The following is a 6885-nucleotide window of genomic DNA, read 5'->3' as shown; positions in this document are numbered from 1 at the left end:
TTTAGCTGACCAACAGTTATTTTACACTAAGTTATATTTTTTAATTTATCTTTTTATCGGATATTGCGTTAAATTCTGTTCTTGAAGGCTTTTTATCGGATTTAGCTGATATACTTGATCGATACGCCATTGTAAATGATAACGATCAGCGTAATCTTTTTTCCAATTAGCTATAATCTCCACGCTTTGATGACGCAAATCTTTTAAATAGGGATTTTGACTCTCGCGATAAGCTAATAACCTGATAACGGGTTGTTTGGCATAATTCGTTTTATAATCTTGCCATTGTTGGTCAGTAATATTGCCTAACACTGCAATTAAGATTCGATTCACTGAAGCAGCTGTCCATCTCTTCGACGTCAAGCGATTAACGAAGTCATCCCAGCTCATAGCCCAGCGTAATTGATTTAAAATCGCTACTTCAAACCCTTCTTTAATGCCAAAAATATGCTTTAAGCTTTCAGCATTATGAATCGTTAATTGATATTTCAATAATGGCCAATAATCATTCATCAACACCGGAGCATTAGCTTGGATTGCTTGCCACGTAGATAATGGCACTTCCGCTGACTGCAATTGTCCTTGAGTGATTTTCTCACGAACACTGGTAGCACTGTATAAACCATCCTCATTTTTTATACGCTTAATCGTTTGTAATATCATCGGGTGTTTCAGCTGTCGATTGGCTTTAATATATTGAATCCCCAGTTGATGATTGGGTAAACTACTATCGAAATGAAATTCACCCAGAACCGATACGATAGCTTGTTGATAGCTGGCTGCATAAGATAGCCCCGTTTTCAAGGCCGCTTTTATTTCGATGTCTAAAGCCGCTCGGTGAGTTTCTACCGCTTCGACAAATTGCGTCAATGTCTGAATATCTGCTTGTTCACTGCCAAAATAAACTTCACTGCAATTTAACAATGCTAATAATTCAATGCCTACTTTAGCAAAATAATCTGCCGATTGTAAACTGGCTAAAAGAGGTAACTCAAAGACAAAATCAGCCCCACTGTCGATTGCGATTTGCGCGCGTTGCCATTTATCTAGAACAGCAAATTGGCCTCTTTGAACGACATTCCCACTCATCACGACCACTAATACATCGCATTGACTGCTTTTTTTAATCTGCTTCAATTGATATTGATGGCCTTTGTGTAAAGGATTATATTCTGCAATTAGCCCGACTATTTTCATTTTTTTACCACTCTAAAGAACCAACGTTCCGTTGTTGAATGGCGTTTTGGTCGATATTCATCTTCGCCAAAATCAACTAATACCTCAATCGATTGAGTAGGTAATTTTGCTAAAATACTTTGATAAAAATCGAGTGGATAAGTCTTTTCGGTCAAGACAGTATCAAAACGTTGATAAAGTCCATCTGGGGACGTTTGATCAAACACCGTTAAGTAATGTTCCACTTGTAAGTGCTGTTCATCAACCTCACTATCCCACATAATAGCCCCTTTTTCATCGCTATCAAAATAACTGAAATCTTTAAAACCGCGGGTTACTTGATAAGGGGTCCAAACATCAAAAAGCAAAGTTCCCCCAGATTTAAGCGCGTTGAACATTTGTTGAATTGCGGTTGTTACTTGGGTCTCATTGTCCAAAAAACAAAGCGAGTCAGCGAAACAAGTGACTAAATCATACTGATTAGCATAATCTTCTAAGGCCAACATATCCGCTTGTCGATATATAATTTGCGAATTAGGGTCTTCTTTTTTGGCAATTTTTAACATCTCTTCATCAATATCAATTGCGGTCATTTCGCCAACAAAAGCTTGTAACATGACAGGAAACCAACCGGTCCCACAGGCAACGTCTAATGCTTTTTGAGGTTGTTCACTTAATGAATTTAAAGTAAAGTCAAGCCAATCTTCGTAGCTGGAAATATCATTGAACCGGTCGTAAACCCGGGCAATCTTACTAAAGCTCATTATTGTCACTCACCCAAGCCGAGATATCCACTAGGGGTGCGTCTTGCCAAATTTTTTCTAAATTATAATGACTTCTTTCAGAATAATAGAATACATGGACAATAATATCGATTAAATCGATTAACACCCAACGTCCTCCATCTTTACCTTCAACTTGTTTTACTTCAATCTCATTTTTTGCCGCAGCTTCTAACACGGAATCGACTACCGCATCCATTTGACGTTCATTTCTAGCGTGCATAATCACAAAATAATCAGCTAAGGGGGTCACTTCTCTGACATCCAATGCCATAATATCTTGTGCCATACGATCATCGGCAGCACGCACAATTACTTCTAGTTTTTCTAAATTTGTTTTTGTCATACATTTCTCCTTAAAATCCATTGATTATAAAATTCGATGGTTGGTAAAAAAATTGCAACTTCTTCATCAGCTAAATGCTTGATTGTTTCAACCATTTTATAAGTGACCGCTGCATCTATATCTTTATACGCCAATTTTCTAGCTTTTTTAACACCAGGAAAATCTCTACCTGGCTCCATGTAATCGGCAATAAATACTACTTTTACTAATGGGGACATTTCATCCCAGCCGATAGTATGCGCCGAAATGGCCGTTAAGATATCTTCATCTTCAATGTGGTACAATTCTTTGGCGATTGTAGCGGCTGCAAAGCCATGCCAAACATTATCATTTGCTTCTTTTAATGTCGGTTCATCCCAACGTTTCTGTGCTAATGCTAGCATTTCCTCATCTGGATAATCTTTTGCATAATCATGCATTAAAGCGGCTATACTGGCTTTTTCAGGGTTGACACCATATTGCTTAGCTAATTCAATTGCTGTTGCTTCTACTCGTAATACATGCTGATAACGTTTGGGTTTGATTTTGGTTGCTAAATCACTTAGTAATTGCTCACGGGTAACATTTATTAATTCATTTGAAAATTCCATATTTTCACCTTTAATCTTCGAGGTATAAGCGATGCTTTTTAATGTACTCTTCAACTGCTGACGGTACTTGATATTTGATAGATTGTTCTAAGAAAACTCTTAATCGAATTTCGGTTGAACTTAAATCTACTAATGGCGAATCAACCCATAAAATCGGATACGGTCCCATATAAGGTTTTTCTCCTGGACGTCGGACTGCCACGAATTGTACGAGTTGAATCAATTCATCAATTTCACGCCATGTTGATAAATCATTCGCGCTGTCACCGCCGATAATAAAGTAAAAATCAGCTTCTGGATATTCTTCTACAAAGTGGCGCATCGTATCAATCGTGTAATTTTTCCCACCACGATTTACTTCATACGGTTGTAATTTAAACATCGGATTGCCTGCAATGGCTTTTTGTACCATTTGCAGACGATGTTGTGAAGCAATCGTTTTTTTCCCTGGTGCATGTGGTGGCTTAGCAGTTGGCATAAACCACACTTCATCCAAATCTAATTGATGACCAACTTGTTCAGCCATTAATAAATGTCCCAAGTGAGGTGGATTAAAAGTTCCACCCATAATCCCTATACGGTAACGTCCTTGGCGATTCGGTTGCAAAGCTTCTTGTGAGTTTGCTAAAAAATCAATCGCTTCTGCTAGTGCACGTTCTAAATCCATTTCTGTCTCTGTTTGTAACGTCATCCACTTCACCTCAATTCAAATTAATCTAGTTCTAAAATTTGTAAGGAATAATCACGATATTTTTCCGTTTCTGATTCACGGTAAAGTGTTGCTGTGTGACCAACAGTCTGAACAACTTCGGCATTAATTGCATCCGCTACTTTAGCCGCAGCCTCTTTAATTGTTTCATCAGAATTTTGTAAAATATTAAATTTCACTAGTTCGTGACGCTCAATCGCTAAATCGATTTGTTCAATAAAATTATCGGTTAAACCTAGTTTACCTACTTGATAAATTGATTTTATTGCATGAGATTCTTTTTTTAAATATTTTTTCTGTGCTTTATTCAGTGTCATCTTTTTCTCCTTTTAAATAATTGACTCGCGAACGGTTAAAGCAACAGCTTTCGGTGCCCAAATTGTTAAATCAACTGGCTGATTGACTGTTAACCATCCTAACCCCGATAAGGCAATGTCTTGATTTTTTTCTAAATGAATTTTTTTGGCAACTAATGGTGGATAATTGTCGATACTATTAGGACCTGGTGGGCTTAATAATTCACCGCGATGCTTCTGATAAAGGGTATCTGCTTCTGATAGTTTAGTACGGTGAATATAGACATCATTTGATACATAAAAAGTAAAGGCCGCTCTTGGTCCCGCATTAAAGTCCATGCGCATTAAGCCACCTAAGAAAATGGTTTGCTCTGGATTTAGTTGATAAGTTTTAGGTTTTAATGGTTTAGTAGGTAACACTTGCTTGATTTCTGTACGTGATAAATAGTGGGCAAGTTGAGAGCGTCGTACAATTCCCGGTGTGTCAATAATCGCATGATCATCTGTTAATGGTATTTCAATCATATCAAGTGTCGTCCCAGGATGATTAGAAGTCGTGACAATTGATTTAGCACCACCATAATGATTAATCAATTGATTAATTAAGGTAGATTTGCCGACATTGGTTACCCCTACGATATAAACATTTTTATGATCAATATTCGCTTCAATCACATTAATGACTTCTGCTAAAGTATGTTGCTTCGTTGCACTGGCTAAAAGTACCTCTTCGGGATACAGTTTGTTTTGGTTCATTACCACTTTAACCCAATGCTTCAATTTTCTTAAATTGGTTACTTTTGGTAATAAATCGACTTTGTTAGCTAATACGACAAATGGCTGTCGTCCAATAAAACGAGATAAACCATGAATGATACTGCCTTCAATATCGAAAATATCCACAACATAAATAACAAAAGCATCATCGTCCGCGATTTGATTTAATTTATCCAAAAAGACATCATCATCGATGGCGACATCTTGTAATTCATTATAATTGCGTAAACGAAAACATCTTTGACAGTAGAATTCACCTTTTTCAATCCCTTTTTGTAAGGCACTATTAGGTAAATAACCGATTGCTTCTTCTTGTTCAGTTTGAATCGTAGCGCCACACCCGATACATTGGTATGTTTGTTCAGCCAAATGCTTTCCTCCTTGGTTCTTCTAATAATTGACTTGGTTATTTCTTATTATAGCACAACCGCGCCCTAAGAAAGTAGTAAATGGTAATAAAAAAAGGAACTAGAATATCTTCCAGTCCCGAAAAATGCTCTTTAATTAAGCTAATAATTCAAAAATTTCAATTGCTACTAAATCAATATCATCGAATTGATAAGTTGTATCATTTTCGCGATCCGTCATTTCAAAAGAATCGTTCTCTTTTGTATATTTTACAATGCACTTTTCAACGCCTTCAACTTCAAAACGACGAACTTCTTCATTATTTTCTGATGCCATCATCGAATTTAATCGTTGAATAATTCCTATTAATACCGAAGGTTTCATGGAAACATTCCTTTCTTCGTTTAAGATATGTAAACAGCTTATTGGCTAAAAAACATCAGCCCAAAACTCCACATACACTATGTTAACAAAATATGTTCAAATTGCAAGAAAAAGCAAAGCGAATTTTCAATTATTTTTCGCTAGTTATTTGTAAATTCTTGACGATTTTCCTTATCTGGGCCTAATACAACATCACGGATTAAGTTTTTAATTCGTGGAATCACAATATCCGGAATATTAAAGCGCGAGCGACATTTATGTTGGATCGCATATTCGTAAAACGCTTCTGCCGATTGACCAAAAGTTTCTACCGAAATAGCCGATAAGGCTTTGGTATCAATTGTTTGAATTTCACCACGTTCCATTTGTTTTAAAAAGTTAATGGCCGTTTGCGATAAACTCACGTCATCATCAAATAATTGACCAAAACACGCTTGTGGCATTAAAGATTCTAAATAAGGATTGCGTTTGGCGATAATCGGTAAACAATTGGCAAAAGCTTCTAAATAGGTCAGTCCTTGTGTTTCAGATTCAGAAGCATTTAAGTACAAGTCACCTAACTGATAATAAATGGGTACTTCGTCATGACTTACCTCCCCAATAAAATCAATTCTAGCGGTTTTCTCGGCAGCTTGATTTTCTAATTCCTCACGCGCTGGTCCGTCGCCTACAATTAACAACCGCGAATTAGGATATTCTTTAGCAATAAACTCATATTCATCGATTACTTTATCAATACTTTTTTCTTTGGATAAACGTGATAAAGATAAAAACACTTTTTCATCTGAAGCGATTGCCAACTTTGATTTTAACTCCGCTACTTTTTCTTTATTAGGTTCGGGAATTTTAACTCCAGTTGGGATAACGCGAATCTCATTTTGAATACCATACTCTCTCAATTTTTCAAAAGTCATCGTACTTGGGGCGATAATCCCTTCCACTTGTTCACAAAACAATCGGGTTAATGTGCCAACATGCTTGGCTTGAATCAACTCGCCATCTAAAATATAATGCGTATATTTTTCGTACAGAGTATGATACGTATGAATGACTGGAATTTTTAATCTTCCCGCCACATATAATCCAGTTAAACCTAAAGAAAATTCTGTATGGGTATGAATCACATCCAATTTAAACCGACGCGCCATCCTCAATGCCTTATCAAAACCACTATATGCAATACGACGCTCTTCAAAACTTACAAATGGAATACTAGGCAACCTCACGATAGTCCCATCTTCATCATCATTGGCATGAGGATCCGTTGTTGTAAATATAATAACGAAATGTCCCCTTTTAACCAATTCGTCCCTTAATGATTTGATAGAGGTCGAAACACCACTGACCTGAGGAAAATAAGTATCTGTAAATAGCCCGATATTCATATTGTCACCACTCTCTCGCCATAATTTTTACACTTTGGTAATTCTATTATAGAAAATTTTGATTAAAAATGAAAGAACAACTCTTTAATCTA

At 36.6% G+C, this 6885-nt stretch carries 9 protein-coding genes; all 9 read right to left on the bottom strand.

Annotation, left to right across the window (positions count from 1 at the left end):
- Positions 1 to 45 precede the first annotated feature (45 nt).
- A complete protein-coding gene (locus tag HMPREF2811_RS08890) occupies positions 46 to 1197 on the bottom strand; it encodes a tRNA(Met) cytidine acetate ligase (protein WP_071409027.1) in 1152 nt (383 codons plus the stop codon).
- Complete coding sequence (locus HMPREF2811_RS08885; RefSeq protein WP_071409026.1) at positions 1194 to 1940, bottom strand: class I SAM-dependent methyltransferase; 747 nt, start codon at positions 1938 to 1940, stop codon at positions 1194 to 1196. Before HMPREF2811_RS08885 ends, HMPREF2811_RS08890 begins: the two co-directional genes overlap by 4 nt.
- On the bottom strand, positions 1930 to 2304 hold the full coding sequence (rsfS, locus tag HMPREF2811_RS08880) for a ribosome silencing factor (RefSeq protein WP_066125161.1): 375 nt from the start codon (positions 2302 to 2304) through the stop codon (positions 1930 to 1932). Before rsfS ends, HMPREF2811_RS08885 begins: the two co-directional genes overlap by 11 nt.
- The gene (yqeK, locus tag HMPREF2811_RS08875) at positions 2301 to 2894 is read right to left on the bottom strand and encodes a bis(5'-nucleosyl)-tetraphosphatase (symmetrical) YqeK (protein WP_066125159.1); all 594 of its coding nucleotides are present in this window, start codon (positions 2892 to 2894) and stop codon (positions 2301 to 2303) included. Before yqeK ends, rsfS begins: the two co-directional genes overlap by 4 nt.
- A gap of 10 nt (positions 2895 to 2904) precedes the next feature.
- Complete coding sequence (locus tag HMPREF2811_RS08870; RefSeq protein WP_084802101.1) at positions 2905 to 3585, bottom strand: nicotinate-nucleotide adenylyltransferase; 681 nt, start codon at positions 3583 to 3585, stop codon at positions 2905 to 2907.
- Positions 3586 to 3605: 20 nt separating this feature from the next.
- Positions 3606 to 3920, bottom strand: coding sequence for a ribosome assembly RNA-binding protein YhbY (yhbY, locus tag HMPREF2811_RS08865; RefSeq protein WP_066125157.1), 315 nt, complete (start codon positions 3918 to 3920; stop codon positions 3606 to 3608).
- Positions 3921 to 3932: 12 nt separating this feature from the next.
- On the bottom strand, positions 3933 to 5045 hold the full coding sequence (gene yqeH, locus HMPREF2811_RS08860; protein WP_071409025.1) for a ribosome biogenesis GTPase YqeH: 1113 nt from the start codon (positions 5043 to 5045) through the stop codon (positions 3933 to 3935).
- Between the two features lie 135 nt (positions 5046 to 5180).
- On the bottom strand, positions 5181 to 5408 hold the full coding sequence (locus HMPREF2811_RS08855) for a YkuJ family protein (protein WP_071409024.1): 228 nt from the start codon (positions 5406 to 5408) through the stop codon (positions 5181 to 5183).
- A 140-nt stretch (positions 5409 to 5548) separates the two neighbouring features.
- The gene (locus HMPREF2811_RS08850) at positions 5549 to 6793 is read right to left on the bottom strand and encodes a glycosyltransferase (RefSeq protein WP_071409023.1); all 1245 of its coding nucleotides are present in this window, start codon (positions 6791 to 6793) and stop codon (positions 5549 to 5551) included.
- Between the last annotated feature and the right edge of the window lie 92 nt (positions 6794 to 6885).

This window comes from Globicatella sp. HMSC072A10 (assembly GCF_001811625.1).
GTDB lineage: Bacteria > Bacillota > Bacilli > Lactobacillales > Aerococcaceae > Globicatella > Globicatella sanguinis.
This window is presented reverse-complemented; position numbering and strand designations above follow the sequence as displayed.